The sequence below is a fragment of the Streptomyces sp. NPDC058291 genome, assembly GCF_042880855.1.
GTDB lineage: Bacteria > Actinomycetota > Actinomycetes > Streptomycetales > Streptomycetaceae > Streptomyces.
The window spans coordinates 1-14,708 of sequence record NZ_JBHVYK010000066.1 but is presented as its reverse complement, the minus strand read 5'-3'; the positions used below and the strand labels follow the sequence as shown (position 1 = coordinate 14,708).

The window sequence follows — 14,708 nt, the reverse complement described above, 5'->3', positions numbered from 1 at the left end:
AGCCCGTCTTATGCCGCTCCCGGCACGGGGGGGGGCTACACCGCGTAACGTGGGGGCCGGGGTCACGCCCGGGTGTCACCGCACCGTCTGACCGCCGGGCGCGTGCCCGACGGCGGTCATGACGCGCGCGGCCGCGGTGCCGGCTACGACTGCGCAGGGTTTCCCGTTGAGGGTGAAGCCCTTCGGTGCGGGGTTGCCGCCGCTGTAGGCGGCGTTGAAGCCGATCGTGGTGGAGGCGCCGGTGGGCAGGGCCGCGTTCCAGCCGGTGTCCTTGACGGTGACCGCCGCGGCGTTCTGCGACCAGGTGCCGTTCCAACCCTGGGTGATCTTCTGGTTGCCCGTGAAGGAGAAGCCGAGCTGCCAGCCGTTGACCGGAGCGCCCTGGTTGGTGATCCTGACGTTTCCGGTGAAGCCGCTGCCCCAGTCGGTGCTCACGCTGTAGCCGATGGTGCAGTCGGCGGGAGGCGCGCTCGTGGTGGTCAGGGTTACCGGGGCCGACGCCGGCGAGCTGCGGCCGGCGGTGTCCTTGGCCACGACCCGGAAGGTGTACGCGGTGGCCGGGCTCAGTGCGGTGATCGTGGCGGTGGTGGCCGGGGCGTTCACCGTGGCGACCGGGGCGGACCCGGCGGGGTCGCCGGAGAAGACCTGGTAGGACGCCACCGGGGCGGACCCGGCGGTGGAGGCGGCCCAGGTCAGGGTGGCCCGGTCGGCGCCGATCGCGGAGGCCGCCGGGGTGCCGGGGGCGGAAGGCGGCGTGGTGCTGGTCGAACCGGCCGGGATGACGTACTCGGTGATCGAGTACGCCGGGAAGTTGCCTGTGAAGGCGCCGCCCGACAGTGGCTGGTCGGCGGCGTGCTCGACCTTGGTCAGGTCGGTCTGGCCGTAGCGGTAGACCTGCGCGGTGGCAGGGAGGGCGGTGCGGCCGGTGACGGAAACGGGCGCGGTCAGGTCGCCGGTGGTCTTGTTGATCACCATGACCGTCGTCGCGTGGTCGGAGCTGCGCTCGGCCGCGTAGACCGAGAGGGTGTCCTGGTCGGCGCTGGCGGCCTTGACGGCGGTGTCGCCGAAGGCGCCGCCGTTGCCGTCGTAGTCGAGGAACATCCGGAAGGCGTAGGCACCGGGGTCGGTCGCCTTCGGCGGTGACCACAAGGTGGCCAGGTCCAGGCCCTCGCGTCCGAAGATGCCCAGGACGTCGGCCTCCGCCAGGGCGCCGTTGATGTGGTCCAGCGCACCCCAGTTGTACTCGGTGACGGCCAGCTTGGTGCCCGGGTAGTTCTGGTCGACCAGCGAGCGCATCCGGGGAATGAACTGGATGGGCTGATTGATCCAGCTCTCGTCCACGTAGGACGGGTCCCACAGCTGCCTGGTGGAGCGCAGCCGCAGCGCCTGGGTCGCGGCGTCACCGGCGCCGGCCAGCGCCACCCCCGCCTGCTGCGGGTAGACGTGCTCGTCGAAGTAGTCCAGGATCCGGCGGCCGTGGGCCTGGTCGTACGCCTTCATCTGCTGCAGGTACCAGGGGGCGAACTGCACACCGCCGTGCGCCGCCCGGTCCGGCGGGTCCGACCAGCAGCTGCCGCCCTGCTTGCTGCAGACGTCCTGGTCGAGGCCCGAGTAGATCAGGGAGTTGAAGCCCCAGCCGACCGGGCCGAGGGTCTGCGCGCCGGCGTCGGCGTCCTTGATGGCGGCGCCGGCGGCGTAGGTGCTGTCCCGCATCTCGTCGTAGCTCGCGCCGGTCGGGTGCACGTCCCGGTGGGTGGCGTGCCACAGGTCTGGTTCGTTGTCGAGGTTGTAGAAGCGCACCCCGCCGTTGCCGGCCTTGCCGTAGGCGCCGTCGAGGTACTGCACCCAGCCCTTGGTGAAGTCCGCGCCGATGGCGATGCTGGTGTCTGCCGGGTCGTTCCCGGTGATGTCGGTGCCGTCGGGCTTCTTGCCGTTGCCGCAGTCGGGCCGCCACTGGGCGTCGCTGCCCTGCTGGGGACCGTACTTGGCGATGCTGAAGCCGCAGGCGTCGTTGCGGGCCGCCGTCGTCCGGCCTACCAGCGGCACGGTGAGCACCGAGTCGGTGCCGGTCCTGCGGTTCTGTTCGACGAACCTGTCGGCCTGGGACCCGGCGGGCAGAGCCGCCGGGTCGTTGTCGTAGTGCAGGTTCTCGAAGTACCAGTCGGAACCCGCGTTGTAGGCGTCGAGTTTGTAGTTGTACCGCGTCGTCGCGTTGCCGCCCCAGCGGCTGAGCGGCAGGCGCAGTTCCTGGGCCAGCGCCTCGTCGGCGAAGTTCATGCCGTAGATGTGCGGATCGATGGCATGCCGTCCGGTGGTGGCGTCCACGCTGATCGCCGGACCCGCGGCGTCGGTGGCGGCGACCGCGCGGGCGGCCTGGCCGGTTTCCGGTCGCGCCACGCCCGCTTGCGCGGGACCGGCCAGGCCGGCGCTGCTCACCACCAGGGCCAGCGCCGCGAGAGCGGCTCTCGGTGCCGTATGCATGGTCTTCTCCTCAATGGCCTTATGGAGTCCGGCCGTTGGCCGCACGACGCATGTGCACATGCGACGGCGTACCCGGCGATGACACCGAGCGGGAGAACACCGAACGGCCTGACGTGGGGAATGGCTCGCGGTGGTGCGGCGGTGCGGTCGTGCCTGGTGCGTCGCGGCCCGGCGCGACACGAGGTGCGATGTCCGCGCGGGCGCGCGGCCGTGCGATCACGAGCATCGGCGAGTGGGAGCGCTCCCACTCTTCGCCGGACGGGGGCGCGATCATCCTTCCGTCAAACGGGAGAGGTGCGAAGATCGACCGGTGCGAGTCCCGCGCGGCCCCGCGGTCGAGCCGGGCCGGGTATGAACCACACCGATCCGAAACGTTCTCATCACTGGGTGATGATTTCTGCTCCGGGACTCTAGGGTCGACCTACGAGAGGCGTCAAGAAGCCGTACAGCCAGGAATGAGACGAGGTCGCCTACGTGGCTCTGTGCGGCGGGCGGCGGGAGGTCGGCTCCGAAAAGTCCGGACCGGCGGCCGTGGACTTCGTCCCATGAGCACGACCGGCGAGGATCGCCCGTCGGGTGCCTCGGCCGCCGGGCCGTTGACGCTCTTGGGGGCGCCCGTCCGGGCCATGGCTTCATCTCTCAGCCCGCCGGGGACGGGAAAGCGTTCGCACTGGCCAGCCGCTCCACAGGACGAGGTCACCGCGCGCCCCGTGGGTCAGCGGGTCAGCGCATCCTCCGTCCGGCCGGGCTGGGTCTGAGGAGTCTGCCGGAGGGTCAGCTGCTCACCCTCGACATCGATGTTGGGCAACGTTCGCCGCAGGAACCGGGGCAGCCACCACGCGGCGTGCCGGAGAACGGCCATGGCCGCGGGGACGAGGGTCATGCGGACGACGAAGGCGTCGAGCAGGACGCCGACGGCCAGTGCGAGGCCCATGCCCTTGGTCACCTGGATGTCGGCGAAGATGAAGGACCCGAAGACACTGACCATGATGACCGCCGCGGCGGTGACGACCTTCGAACCGTGTCCGAAGCCCTGAACCATGGCGTCGACGGGACTCTTGCCCTTCGTGTGCTCCTCACGCATGCGGGAGACGAGGAAGACCTCGTAGTCCATCGCCAGGCCGAAGAGGATTCCGACCAGGAGGATGGGCAGGAAGCTGATCACCGTGGGGCTCGCCTCGGTGCCCAGTACGGAGGAGAACCAGCCCCACTGCAGGACGGCGACCAGGACGCCCAGAGACCCGCCGAGGGAGAGCAGGAAGCCGAGGGCCGCCTTGAGGGGTACGGCGATAGAACGGAAGACCAGGGTGAGCAGGAGAACAGCCAGCCCCATCACCAACAGGCAGTAGACCGGCAGAGCGTCGGTGAGCTTCGAGGCGACATCGAGGTTGACGGCCGTGGTGCCTGTGACGTCGACGTCGGTGTCAGTTCCGCGTTCGATGCCGTCGCGAGCAGTGCGGATGTCGGTCAACAAACGCTCGGTGCGCTCTGACTGGGGTCCGCTGCCCGGCGTGACACTGACGACGGCCGCGTCTCCCGTCCTGCTGAGCACCGGAGCGGTGACCGAGGCGACGTCGGGCAGCTTCGCCACCGCATCGGCTACGGCCTTCGCGGCCGACCGGGTGGCGGCGCCGCCGTCTCCCTGGACCAGGATGGTCAACGTACCGCTGTAGCCGGGCCCGAATCCCTCGTCGGTCATCTCCTGCGCGCGGACGGCCTCCTCGCTCGAACTGGGCCGGGCGAGTCCGAGCCGCAGGTCTGCGACCGGTATGGCCAGTACGGCCAGTCCGACCGTGCCCAGGAGGAGCACGCTCCAGCGGCGCCGGGCCATCAGGCTCGCCCACCGCCGGCCTGCGGTGACGTCTCCTGCTCGCCGTTTGTCCTGCGCCTTCTGAGCCGACCTGCGCAGCGCCGGGACGCGGCTCGAGGCGATCCGCGGGCCGATCAGGCCCAGCAGAGCGGGAAGCAGGGTGAGGGCCAGCAGTACCGCGACGACGACCGTGAGGGCGGCGCCCAGTCCCATGACCGAGAGGAACGGAATCCGCACCACTGTCAGTGCGGTCAGAGCGATGACCACCGTGGCACCCGCGAACGTCACGGCCGAGCCCGCGGTGCCCACGGCGAGCGCGGTCGACTCCTCCGCGTCCATCCCGTCCCTGACCTGAGTCTGGTGCCGGGAGACGATGAACAGCGCGTAGTCGACGCCGACGGCCAGCCCCAGCATCACGGCCAGGATGAGGGCAGTGCTGTCCATTTCGACGACGTGGGTGAGGGCCAGCAGTGACAGAGCCCCGATCGCGACGCCCAACAGAGCGGTGGCCAGCGGGATGATCGCCGCCCGCAACGAGCGGAACACCAAGACCAGCACGATCAGGGTGACGAGCACGCCGGCCGCTTCGCCGGGACCTCCGGCGGCCGTCGGCACCGGATCGAACGCGCTGCCGCCCAGGGTCACCGTCAGTCCGGCGGAGCGGGCCTGGTCCGCGGCCTCCTCGATGGCCGCCGTGGCGGCCGAGTCGATGTCGCCGGCCTTGTCCGCGGTGAAGGTGACCGACGCGATCCCGGTACGGCCGTCGCGCGAGACGGTGCCGGCGGCGGCCGCGGGCGCCGCCGCGGACTTCACGCCGGGCACGGTGTCGATCGAGGCCACGGCCTTGCGCACCGCGGCTCCGTCCGCCCCGGCCGTCACCGTCCGGCCCGCTGCGGTCCTGAAGACGATCTTTCCCATGACGCTGTCACCGCCGGACGGGAATTCCTTGTCGAGGACGTCGAGGGCCCGCTGGGCTTCGGTTCCCGGAATGCTGCTGGCGGAGGAGAACGGCTTCATGAGGGTGACGGCCGCCGCCGCGAGAGCGATCAGCAACACGAGCCAGCCGGTGATCACCGTCCATTTCCGCCGGTAGGAGAACTTCCCCAGGCGGTACAGGAACGTGGACAAGAAAGCTCCCTGGATACGAAGGCGCGGATACGAAGGGCGGAAGCGCGGCAGAAGACACGAAGGCGCGGCCCCGCATCCGCGACGCTAGGAGCCGTGCCGGACGATGAGCGCGGTTCCGCCCCGCCCGAGCCGGTTCTCACACGGAACTCCCATGGAAGATGTCCGAAGCGGCAGGCAGGCTTGAGCGCGGGATCCGGTGACCGTTCCGGGTCCCGTGGCATGTGCGGGAAGGGTTCACGGATGAGCGACGACGGGACCGTCGACACGCACCAGGGGGCGGGGCGCAGGGCGCCGAGCGGGCAGGGGCGTCTTCTGGTGGTCGACGACGAACCGGCGATCGTGGACACCGTCGCCCGGTTCCTGCGCTTCCTCGGCTACGAGGTGCGCACCGCCGACTCCGGGCGCGAGGCGCTGACGCTGGCACGGGACTTCATGCCCGAGCTCATCCTGCTCGACATCATGCTGCCGGACAGCGACGGATTCGAGGTTCTGCAGCGGATCCGCGGTGACGGCCTGCCGGTCGCCGTCGTCTTCCTCACCGCCCGCGACACCCGCAAGGACCTGGTCCGCGGGCTCACCGCGGGTGGGGACGACTACATCACCAAGCCCTTCGGGCTCGACGAGGTGGCCGCACGGATCGGCGCCGTGCTGCGCCGCACCCGGGTACAGCGCCCGAGCGATCCCACGCTGCGGGTCGCCGACCTGACCCTGAACACCAGGACACGGGAGGTGAAGCGCGACGGTGCCGTCGTCGACCTGTCCCCGACCGAGTTCCGGCTCCTGCGGTACCTGATGCTGCGCCAAGGGCAGGTGGTCACCCGCGCCCGGCTGCTGGAGCACGTCTGGTCCTACGACTTCAACGGCGACGACACCGTGGTCGCCACCTACATCAGCTACCTGCGCCGCAAGATCGACGGTCAGGGCGAACGCCTGATCCGCACACACCGAGGCGTCGGCTACAGCCTGCGGGGCCCCCTGTGCTGAGCGCCCGGTGGTGGCGCAACCGGCCCCTGAGGACGCGACTGAGCCTGCTGATCATGACCGTGTCCAACCTGGTCCTGACGATCGCGTGCATGGTGACCTTCAGCGCGCTCAGGAGTTCGCTGTACGACCAGCTCGACCGTCAGCTGGCCGCCAGCACCTCCGGCATGGCCGCCGCGGCCGCCTCCGGTGTGAGCGTCACCGGCAAGCGCTTCGCAACGTACGGCTGGGTCAGGGCGGGCGGTGACCTGTACATCGCCGTCCTCCGAGGCGACGAACGCCCGGCCGGACCCGGCCCGCGTTACCCCGACCGGCCACCGCGCGCCGACACACCGGTGACCGTGCCGGCGGCCCGGTCTTCCAGCACGCAGAAGTACCGGCTCGCCACCACCGCGCTGCCCGACGGCCGGACGGCGGTGGCGGCCGTGAGCACCGCCGCCACCGAGGCCGCCGTCGGCAGGGTCGTCCGGGTCGTCATCGCCGTCGAACTGCTGGGAGTCGCCCTGCTCGTGCTCCTGAGCACCGTGATCGTACGGCGCTCGCTGCGTCCTCTGGAGCACGCCGCCATGACCGCGGACCGCATCGCCGGTGGCGACTTCGCGCAGCGACTGGTGGACGTCCGTGAGGCCTCGCGGACCGAGGTGGGACGGCTCGGAGCCGCCCTCAACCGGATGCTGGACCAGATCCATGCCGCCCTCGCCGCCCGCGATGCCTCCGAGGACCGGTTGCGTCAGTTCGTGGCGGACGCCTCTCACGAACTGCGGACCCCATTGCAGTCGATCCGCGGCTACGGCGAGCTCTACCAGCAAGGAGCCCTGCCCGACGCTCACGCGGTCGACGAGGCCGTCGACCGCATGCTGGCCGAGGTCCACCGCATGACCCGGCTGGTGGAGTCGCTGCTGACGCTCGCCCGCGTCGACGAGGACGACCTGGCCGACCTCGAACCGGTCGACCTCAGCCGGGTGGTCACCGAATCCTGCCGTGACGCGGCGGCAGTCGAACCCGAGCGTCCGTGGACGGTCCGTGTCGCCCCCGGTGTGACCGTACGGGGTGACGAGGCACAGCTCCGCGGCATCGTCGGCAACCTCCTCACCAACGTCCGCATGCACACACCGTCCGACGCGGCCTGCTCCGTCAATCTCTCCACGCACGACCGGCATGCCGTTCTGCGCGTCCAGGACCACGGCCCGGGCATTTCGGCGGACGCACTGCCGCACGTATTCGACCGCTTCTACCGCGCCGACAGGAGCAGAAGCCGGGCACGCGGAGGCAGCGGTCTCGGGCTCGCCATCGTCGCCGCCGTGGTGGACCTGCACGACGGCATCGTCCGCCTCGAGAGCCCGGGTGACGGGACCACCGCGGAAGTGACCTTTCCCCTTCTGTGAGGTGTCGACTCCCCACTGCGCCCGATGAGGGAAGCTCCGTCGGGCGCAGTGCCACCGTCAGCTGGACCAGCGCAACGGTCGTCCAGGGCCTTGGCGAAGGCGACTCTCGTTCCCCGGTGCTTCGCCCCGCCCGTTGTGGACGAGGCCGACTTGAGCCTCGACCGACGGCCGGCTTCTCGCCGACCGGTGGAAGACGCGACGGCTGAACCCGCCGAACCGGCTGTGGGGTTCGAACGGCGTTGCCTTCGGGCCGGCCGCGCGGCCGTACGTGGCGCACTTCCTCGCCGGGCAGTTCCTCGCCGGGCGGATCAGCGCCGTGGATCCCGCCACGGGCGACGTCGACACCGCGAGCCTGCCGCACCACCCCGCGGGAGGACGGGCGCGTCGGGTGCGTGTCAGGGCGTGTCAGTGCGGGCTCCGTGGAGCCGCTCCCCTCACTAGGGTGGCCGACACGGACCTGGCCGACGTGCCGGGATTGCGTTCGCCGCAGGTGTGTCGTGGCTCCGGGCGCCCCGAACGAGGGGCGGCGGGCGGCCGGCCGATCCACCGAGGCGCGGGCCGCGTCCGCCATGTCCTGCCGAGGCGCGCCCTGTGTCTGCCGTCATGCCGAAAGGGAACAGCCATGAGTTCTGCCCCGACCGTTTCGACCACGGCCCTCGTCACCGGTGCGTCCTCCGGCCTCGGCACGGAGTTCGCCTCCCAGCTCGCAGCCCGAGGGCACGACCTGGTCCTCGTGGCACGCTCCGGGGACCGGCTCGAGGAGCTCGCCGCCGAGCTGACGCGGGTCCACGGCGTCAAGACCCATGTGCTGGTGCAGGATCTCGCGCAGCCCGACGCGGGCCGGCGGGTGGCCCGTGAACTGGCCGATCGGTCCCTGCAGGTCGACCTGCTGGTCAACAACGCCGGGTTCGGCACCGCCGGACGGTTCGAGGAGATCGCTCCGGACCGCGACCACGACATGCTGATGGTGAACGTCGTCGCACTCGTCGATCTCACCCATGCGCTGCTGCCGGGCATGCTGGAACGCGGTAAGGGCGCCGTCCTCAACGTGGGGTCGACGGCCGGCTACCAGCCCAGCCCCTACCTGACCGTCTACAGCGCGTCGAAGACCTTCGTGTTCAACTTCTCGCTGGCGCTGCGCCAGGAGTACCGGGGGAGGGGCATCCGGGTGACGGCCCTGTGCCCCGGCCCGGTCGAGACGAAGTTCTTCGAGGTGATCGGCACGCGCAACGCAGCCGTCGCCGGCAGCTTCACCACTCCCGAGCCGGTCGTGCGGACGGCGCTGAAGGCCCTCGACCGGGACCGCGCCTACGTGACGCCCGGCTTCGCCAACGCCGTCTCCGCGCACCTGACCCCGCGGCGACCGCGCACCCTGGTGGCCTGGGTCGGCGAGAAGATCTGCCGCAAGGCCCTGCGGCCCGACCAGCGGGTCCAGGCCCACGCCACCGCGTAGCCGACACCCGCCTCTCCCTTCCGGCCGTCGGCGGCAGCGCTTGTCGGCCGGGAGGGCGCGGCCGCCGACGGCGCTCAGCCGAAGCGGTCCGGTGAGAGGAAGTCCAACGGCGCCGCCGAGGGCGTGCCCGTGACGAGGTCCGCGACCGCCTCCCCGATGCCGGGGGCCTGGGCGAGGCCGTGGAGGCCCGCGCCGCCCGCGACGATCACACGGGGGTCGCCGCCGGGGCGGCCGAGCACGTACAGTCCGTCCGCAGCGCGGGTGCGCGTGATCACCGCCACCCGGGCGGGAACCGTCTCGAGACCCGGCACCTTGGCCGGCAGCAGGCGCGACAGGTCCGACCAGTCCTCGGCGACGACCGAACGGTCGGTGTCCTCGGGGTCGGACGGCTTGACGGCGGCCATGGCGTCGTACAGGCCGAGTCCCACGCCGTGACCGTCCCGGTCGCCGCCGCCCCACAGGATGCGTCCGTCGTCCAGTTCCCGTCTGAACGACGGGAAGCTCTCCGGGCCGAAGCCGCTGTCCGCCTCCAGCTCGCGGAACCAGCTCAGGGGCGCGCGGACCGTCTGCAACGACAGCCCGGGGAACAACGTGGGCAGCCAGGCGCCTGCGGCCAGCACCACCTGACGTGCCGTCAGGCAGTGGTGCGCCAGGTGCAGGCGGACCCCGCCCGGTATCGGCTCGACCCGGGTGACGCGGGAGTCGGTGACCGTGCGGGCGCCGGCCCGCTGCGCGAGGGCCAGCGTGGCCCGCAGGGCGGGCTCCGGTCGGACGACGCCCGCGGACGGCTCCCACACCCCCATGTGATGACGGGGTATGCCGGTGTGGCGGGGGTAGCGGAAGCGCAGGGCGGAGGCCGTGAACGTCCGCACCGGGACACCGTGGGTGCGCGCCGCGCGCAGCGTGCCGCCCGCGACCCGTCCGTTCTCCGGCCCGATGACCAGGCCGCCGCACGCGCTGAACACGCACTCCCGCCCGGCACGGTTCCCGCGCCCGGCGTCCGCGAGTTCCTCCCACAGCTCCCTCGACCGGCGCGCCAGCGGCACCAGCCCGGGATGCTCCGGGCGGGCGACCCGGAGCAGGCGGGAGCCGCCGTGCGAGGAGCCGAGCGCATGGCCGGGGGTGAAACGCTCCAGCCCGACGACGTCGACACCGCGGGACGCCAGCCGCCACACGGCGGCCGCTCCCCACGTTCCCAGCCCTACCACCGCGGTCTCGGCGTCCCAACGCGTCATGCCGGCCTGCTCTCTGCCGCTCGTCACCCTGCCGGGCACCAGCCGACCATTCGCGCACGGCGCCATGCATGAGTAACCGGCACTCACCTGGGGCCGGCCACCCGCGCCCGGGCGGCGGCGTCAGGCGCTGTCGGGCGCCGGGCTCGGGCCGCGCTTTGGAGTACCTGAGTACTCATGCGTCCGCCCTCTCCCGCGTGATCACCTCGGAGGGCGGTGTGGTGCGGGCCGCGACGACTGTTGGAGGTTTCGATGCAGTTCCGGGTACTGGGACCCCCCGCGATCTACGACGACGTCAAGCAGCGGGCCGTTCAGCTGACCAGTCCGAAACAGCGGGCGCTGTTCGGGGCGCTGCTGATCCGTCTGGGGACTCCGGTGCCGACCGACGAACTCATCCACGAGCTGTGGGGGAACAGCGTGCCGGACAAGGCCGGCAACGCGCTGCAGGCCCACGTCTCGCGGCTGCGGCAGCAGTTGATCGAGCTGGAGCCCGCGCGGGCGAACACCCCGCGGCTGGTGGTGCGCGGTCCCGGCTATGTGCTGCAGGGGCGCCCCGACGCGCTGGACAGCGTGCAGTTCCGGCTCCAGGTGACGCGGGCCAGGCGCATGGTCGAGTCCGATCCGCATGCCGCGGTGCTGCTGCTGCGCAAGGCCCTCGGCCTGTGGCGCGGCCGGGCACTGGACGGGGGCTCGCGCGGACCGCTCTGTTCGGCCGCCGCCGCCCGGCTGGAGGAGGAGCGGCTGGTGGCCCTCGGGGACCTGTGCGAGGCCTCGCTGCGCACCGGGCAGTACCAGCAACTCGTGCAGCAGCTCGAGGAGTTGGTCGTCGCCCATCCGCAGCACCTGCGGTTCAAGGAGCAGTTGGCCGTCGCGCTGGAACGCTGCGGGCGGCACGGCGAGGCGCGCGTGGTGCGCGAGACCGCACGGCGGCCCTCCGCGGACCTGGCGGGCCCGTTGGGCCGGCCCGGCAACGTCCGGGTGCTGCGTGAACCGGGGAGCGTCCGGACGGAGCCCGTCGAGACGGCGGGCGCGGGACTCGCCCCCGAGCGGCCCGGCGCCGCGGAACTCGTCGACGGCCCCGGCACCCAGGGGCACGAACTCGCGCGCCTGCGCTGCCGGGTGGAGGAGCTGACCCAGACGCAGCACGCCCTCCGCTCGGAGATGGAACGCCTCTCGGCACTCGTCGAGGAGAGGTTCCCGGCCCGCCGCAAAGACTCGGCGTGACCATCGATTACCACCCCTGCGAAGAGGACTTGATCATGCATGTACTGCACACCACGGCCATGGGTTCCGGTTCGCCGGAGGCGGTGTGGAAGGTCCTCGTGGACTGCGAGGCGTTCCCCGGCTTCCTGGAGGGCGTGCAGGAGGTGACGGTCACCGGTCGGGACGAAGACCGCCGCACCGCCGAGTGGGTCGTCGAACTCAAGGGCTCCGAGATGGAGTGGGAGCAGGAGGACGTCCTCGAGCCCGCCGAGCGGCGGCTGACGTTCCGTCAGACCGAGGGGGACCTCGCCCACTACGAGGGGTACTGGCAGGTCGTCGAGGAGGCCGGGGGCGTCGGCCTCGAACTCAAGGTGGAGTTCGACGTCGGGCTGCCCATGCTGGCCGACATGATCCACCCGGCCGTGGCCAAGGCCCTGGAGAGCTACCAGCAGGAAATCGTCCAGCGGAGCCGGTAGGACCTGGAGGGGACAACGACATGACACTGCTGACCACGCCCGCCGTCGACGCGAAACAGACCTTCAGACGGGTGAAGCGCCACTTCTCGCCCGCGCTCGCGACGGCCGGCAAATTCACCGGCCAGGGAGCGGTGGAGGTCGCCGCCGAGGGCTCCCGGGTGATCCTCTCGGACGGCCGCAGCCTGCTGGACTTCGGCTCCTACGCGGTCGCCCTGCTCGGGCACGGCAATCCGGAGATCACCGAAGCGGTCCGCGACCAGCTGGGCCGCATGTCCGCCTCGACCCGTTCGGTGCAGACCGCCGTCGCCCCGCTGGCCGCGGAGCGGCTGGCCGACTACCTCGGCGGCGGCCTCGGCCGGGTCTACTTCGGCTGCGGCGGCGCCGACGCCGTCGAGGCGTCCGTCAAGCTCGCCCGCATGGCCACCGGCCGCACCACGGTCGTGGCGGTCGACGGCGCCTTCCACGGCAAGACCCTCGGCGCCCTCGCCCTGACCGACAACCCGCGTCTCAAGAGCGGGCTGGAGCCGCTGCTCCAGGGCGTCGTGCGGGTCCGCCCTGACGATCCCGGCTCCGTGGCCAGGGCCCTGCGCGAACACGACGTCGCCGCAGTCGTGTTCGAGCCGGTCCAGGCCGAGAACGGGGTGCGCCTCCTCGACGAGGCGGTCCTCGGACAGTGGTGCCGCGACGCCCACGAGCACGGCGCGTTCGTCATCGCCGACGAGATCCAGGTCGGTCTGCGCCGATGCGGCCCCCGCTCGGTGGCGCTGGCGGCCGGACTGGACGTCGACTGCGTGCTGCTCGGCAAACCCCTGGGCGGCGGCGTCATGCCGGTCTCGGCCGCGGTGGGCAACGACCGCCTGTTCGCCCCGCTGCTCGCCGACCCGATGGTGCACACCGCCACCTTCAGCGGCCACCCCCTGAGCACCGCGGTGATCCCCGTGGCGCTGGACCTGATCGAGCGGCACGCCGAGGACGGCGAGTGGATCGCCCACGCCATGGCACAGGGCCTGGCGGACCTGCGCGAGCAGTTCCCCGACGCCGTGACCGAGACCCGCGGGCGCGGTCTGCTGTGGGGCGTCGACTACCGCTCGCCGGAGCTGGCCGGTGACGTGCTGACCGGACTCGCGCGGCGCGGCATGGTCGTCTCGCCGTGCCTGAGCCGCCCCACCACCATCCGCCTGCTCCCACCGATCATCGCCACCGAGGGCGACGTCAAAGAGGCGATGACCATGCTCACCGATGCGACAGCCGGGGCGGCCGGCGGCGCCTGACGCGTCGCGGGACCGGCCCGTGGAGCGACTCCGGAAACGGAACGTCACCGGAAGGACCGTAGACAACCATGACTTCGACCCCACTCACGGACACAGCCGAGGAGTTCGCCGCCGATCTCGTCCTGGCCGACGACATCACCGGCTTCCCGGCCCCCGACCCCCGGACGGTGTCCGAGGTGTTCCTCACCGGTGCGACCGGATTTCTCGGGGCGTTCCTGCTCAGGGATCTGCTGCGGGAGGGCCTCGTGGTGCACTGCCTGGTACGGGGCGCGGACACCGCCGCCGCCCGGGCCCGCCTCGAGGAGAACCTGCGCACCTACGAACTGCTCGACGGCCTCGACCTGGACCGCGTCCGCGTCCACACCGGGGACGTCACCCGGCCGCGGCTCGGCATGGCGCAGGAGACGTACGCCGAACTGGCGGGGCGGATCGGCGCCGTCTATCACTCCGCGGCCAAGGTCAACTTCCTGACCCTCTACAAGTGGCTGCGCAAGGCGACGGTGGAAGCCACGCACGAGATCCTGCGGTTCGCCTGCGCCGCCGGGGCCCCGCTGCACCACGTCTCGACCACCGGCGTCTTCCCCGGCGGCGGCGACCGTGCGCCGCGCGGCGAACTCGACCCGACCGGGCCGCCGCAGGCGCTGTCGCTGGGCTACACCAAGAGCAAGTGGGTCGCCGAGCAGCTGGTGCTGGAGGCCTCCCGGCGGGGCGTGCCCGTGACGATCCACCGCCCCGGTCAGGTCTGGGGCGACTCGGAGTCGGGGGCCTGCCAGCCGAACGACTTCGTGTGGCGGTTCATCAAGGGCTCCCTGCAGACCGGCCTGTATCCGCGCAGGTTCCGGCTCGAGATGAACATGGTGCCGGTGGACTACGTCAGCGCCGTGATCGTCACCGCCTCCCGGCACCCGGACGGCCTGGGCGGGGTCTACCACCAGGTCAGTCCCGGCACGCTCGATTCCGAGCGGATCCTGGAGCTGCTGCGCGGCGCCGGCTACGACGTGCGCGAGGTCAGCATCCTGAAGTGGATGAAGGCCGTCGCGGCGGACGTCACCAACTCCATGGCCCCGCTCCTGAGCATCCTCGTGGAGTCGGAGAAGGTGGAGGTCGCCGAGTTCTCCGACGACGTCACGGGCGACCTGCTCAAGGGCAGCGGGGTCTCGTGCCCCGCCATCGACGAGACGGTGTTCGGCGCCTACATCGCGTACTTCGTGCGGCACGGGGTCCTGCCGGCTCCGGGAGCGTAGGGCGCCCGCGGGTCGCGAACCGGCGGTGCCCCCCCCGGGCACCC

General features: G+C 71.7%; 10 protein-coding genes. 7 read left to right on the top strand and 3 right to left on the bottom strand.

From position 1 onward, the window contains the following. Positions 1 to 75: 75 nt before the first annotated feature. Together ACFVYK_RS27655 and ACFVYK_RS27650 are read right to left on the bottom strand one after the other, a co-directional pair. Complete coding sequence (locus ACFVYK_RS27655; RefSeq protein ID WP_389778667.1) at positions 76 to 2,481, bottom strand: glycoside hydrolase family 44 protein; 2,406 nt, start codon at positions 2,479 to 2,481, stop codon at positions 76 to 78. A 715-nt stretch (positions 2,482 to 3,196) separates the two neighbouring features. After that, positions 3,197 to 5,419: an MMPL family transporter gene (locus tag ACFVYK_RS27650; RefSeq protein WP_389778665.1), complete on the bottom strand. Its 2,223-nt coding sequence runs from the start codon at positions 5,417 to 5,419 to the stop codon at positions 3,197 to 3,199. A gap of 240 nt (positions 5,420 to 5,659) precedes the next feature. Between ACFVYK_RS27650 and ACFVYK_RS27645 the strand changes: the two genes are divergently transcribed. The 3 genes from ACFVYK_RS27645 to ACFVYK_RS27635 all read left to right on the top strand — a co-directional run bounded on the left by ACFVYK_RS27645 (position 5,660) and on the right by ACFVYK_RS27635 (position 9,238). After that, on the top strand, positions 5,660 to 6,403 hold the full coding sequence (locus tag ACFVYK_RS27645) for a response regulator transcription factor (protein WP_389778663.1): 744 nt from the start codon (positions 5,660 to 5,662) through the stop codon (positions 6,401 to 6,403). Positions 6,404 to 6,456: 53 nt separating this feature from the next. Next, positions 6,457 to 7,785, top strand: coding sequence for a sensor histidine kinase (locus ACFVYK_RS27640; protein ID WP_389778662.1), 1,329 nt, complete (start codon positions 6,457 to 6,459; stop codon positions 7,783 to 7,785). 622 nt (positions 7,786 to 8,407) lie between these two features. Next, positions 8,408 to 9,238: an SDR family NAD(P)-dependent oxidoreductase gene (locus tag ACFVYK_RS27635; protein WP_389778660.1), complete on the top strand. Its 831-nt coding sequence runs from the start codon at positions 8,408 to 8,410 to the stop codon at positions 9,236 to 9,238. A 74-nt stretch (positions 9,239 to 9,312) separates the two neighbouring features. Here ACFVYK_RS27635 and solA read toward each other — a convergent pair whose 3' ends face one another. Then, positions 9,313 to 10,473 (bottom strand): N-methyl-L-tryptophan oxidase, encoded by a 1,161-nt coding sequence (solA, locus tag ACFVYK_RS27630; protein ID WP_389778659.1) that lies wholly within the window; start codon positions 10,471 to 10,473, stop codon positions 9,313 to 9,315. Positions 10,474 to 10,722: 249 nt separating this feature from the next. On the opposite strand from solA, the gene ACFVYK_RS27625 reads away from it, so the two are divergent. The 4 genes from ACFVYK_RS27625 (at position 10,723) to ACFVYK_RS27610 (ending at position 14,664) form a co-directional block, all read left to right on the top strand. After that, positions 10,723 to 11,694 carry a BTAD domain-containing putative transcriptional regulator gene (locus tag ACFVYK_RS27625; protein WP_389778657.1) on the top strand — a complete coding sequence of 324 codons (972 nt, stop codon included), beginning with the start codon at positions 10,723 to 10,725 and terminating at the stop codon, positions 11,692 to 11,694. Positions 11,695 to 11,729: 35 nt separating this feature from the next. Further along, on the top strand, positions 11,730 to 12,149 hold the full coding sequence (locus ACFVYK_RS27620; protein WP_389778655.1) for a type II toxin-antitoxin system RatA family toxin: 420 nt from the start codon (positions 11,730 to 11,732) through the stop codon (positions 12,147 to 12,149). Between the two features lie 20 nt (positions 12,150 to 12,169). Then, the gene (locus ACFVYK_RS27615; RefSeq protein WP_389778653.1) at positions 12,170 to 13,420 is read left to right on the top strand and encodes an aspartate aminotransferase family protein; all 1,251 of its coding nucleotides are present in this window, start codon (positions 12,170 to 12,172) and stop codon (positions 13,418 to 13,420) included. Between the two features lie 68 nt (positions 13,421 to 13,488). Next, positions 13,489 to 14,664 (top strand): thioester reductase domain-containing protein, encoded by a 1,176-nt coding sequence (locus ACFVYK_RS27610; RefSeq protein WP_389778652.1) that lies wholly within the window; start codon positions 13,489 to 13,491, stop codon positions 14,662 to 14,664. Positions 14,665 to 14,708: the final 44 nt, after the last annotated feature.

Excerpts from the sequence above, each read along its gene's own strand:
- ACFVYK_RS27635 (WP_389778660.1), top strand. The coding sequence starts at position 8,408 with ATGAGTTCTGCCCCGACCGTTTCGACCACGGCCCTCGTCACCGGTGCG.
- ACFVYK_RS27655 (WP_389778667.1), bottom strand. The coding sequence starts at position 2,481 with ATGCATACGGCACCGAGAGCCGCTCTCGCGGCGCTGGCCCTGGTGGTG.
- solA (WP_389778659.1), bottom strand. The coding sequence starts at position 10,473 with ATGACGCGTTGGGACGCCGAGACCGCGGTGGTAGGGCTGGGAACGTGG.
- ACFVYK_RS27640 (WP_389778662.1), top strand. The coding sequence starts at position 6,457 with ATGACCGTGTCCAACCTGGTCCTGACGATCGCGTGCATGGTGACCTTC.
- ACFVYK_RS27610 (WP_389778652.1), top strand. The coding sequence starts at position 13,489 with ATGACTTCGACCCCACTCACGGACACAGCCGAGGAGTTCGCCGCCGAT.
- ACFVYK_RS27625 (WP_389778657.1), top strand. The coding sequence starts at position 10,723 with ATGCAGTTCCGGGTACTGGGACCCCCCGCGATCTACGACGACGTCAAG.
- ACFVYK_RS27615 (WP_389778653.1), top strand. The coding sequence starts at position 12,170 with ATGACACTGCTGACCACGCCCGCCGTCGACGCGAAACAGACCTTCAGA.
- ACFVYK_RS27645 (WP_389778663.1), top strand. The coding sequence starts at position 5,660 with ATGAGCGACGACGGGACCGTCGACACGCACCAGGGGGCGGGGCGCAGG.
- ACFVYK_RS27620 (WP_389778655.1), top strand. The coding sequence starts at position 11,730 with ATGCATGTACTGCACACCACGGCCATGGGTTCCGGTTCGCCGGAGGCG.